The 465-nt window shown below is 42.8% G+C and carries 1 protein-coding gene; it reads left to right on the top strand.

The genetic code is table 11. From position 1 onward, the window contains the following. Positions 1–465, top strand: a 465-nt coding sequence (locus H1S01_RS20785) for a spore germination protein (protein ID WP_188042195.1), incomplete at both ends; no start/stop codon positions are given.

The raw sequence follows: 465 nt of genomic DNA, 5'->3' as shown, positions 1-465 counted from the left end.
GAAGATATTTATTTCCGTTGGCCCTTTGGTAGCTTTGCCCGTCTTCTTCGTATACTTAGTTTACTCACTACGATGTTTCTCCCCGCCATCTACTTGTCCATGTCTAACTTTCACCCGGAGATGCTTCCAACTGAATTCATGCTCTCTCTCGCTGCAGCACGGGAACGAGTACCATTTCCTGCGATAGTAACAATTATTTTTTTAGAAATAGCATTTGAGTTTATCCGGGAGTCCTCGTTACGTGTCCCTCGTATCATCGGTCCTACGATAGGTATTGTAGGAGCGATTATTATTGGACAGGCGGTCGTACAAGCGAATATTGTATCTCCGGTAATGATTATTGTAATGGCGGTTACTGTCCTCGCGGGCTTTACCATGCCGCAATATGTCTTGTTTTATAGTCTTCGACTGGTAAGACTTTTTGTAATATCCCTTGCTGCTATATTTGGTTTTTACGGTGTATTA

Source organism: Heliobacterium chlorum (assembly GCF_014502795.1).
In the GTDB taxonomy this organism is placed as follows: domain Bacteria; phylum Bacillota; class Desulfitobacteriia; order Heliobacteriales; family Heliobacteriaceae; genus Heliobacterium; species Heliobacterium chlorum.
This window is presented reverse-complemented; position numbering and strand designations above follow the sequence as displayed.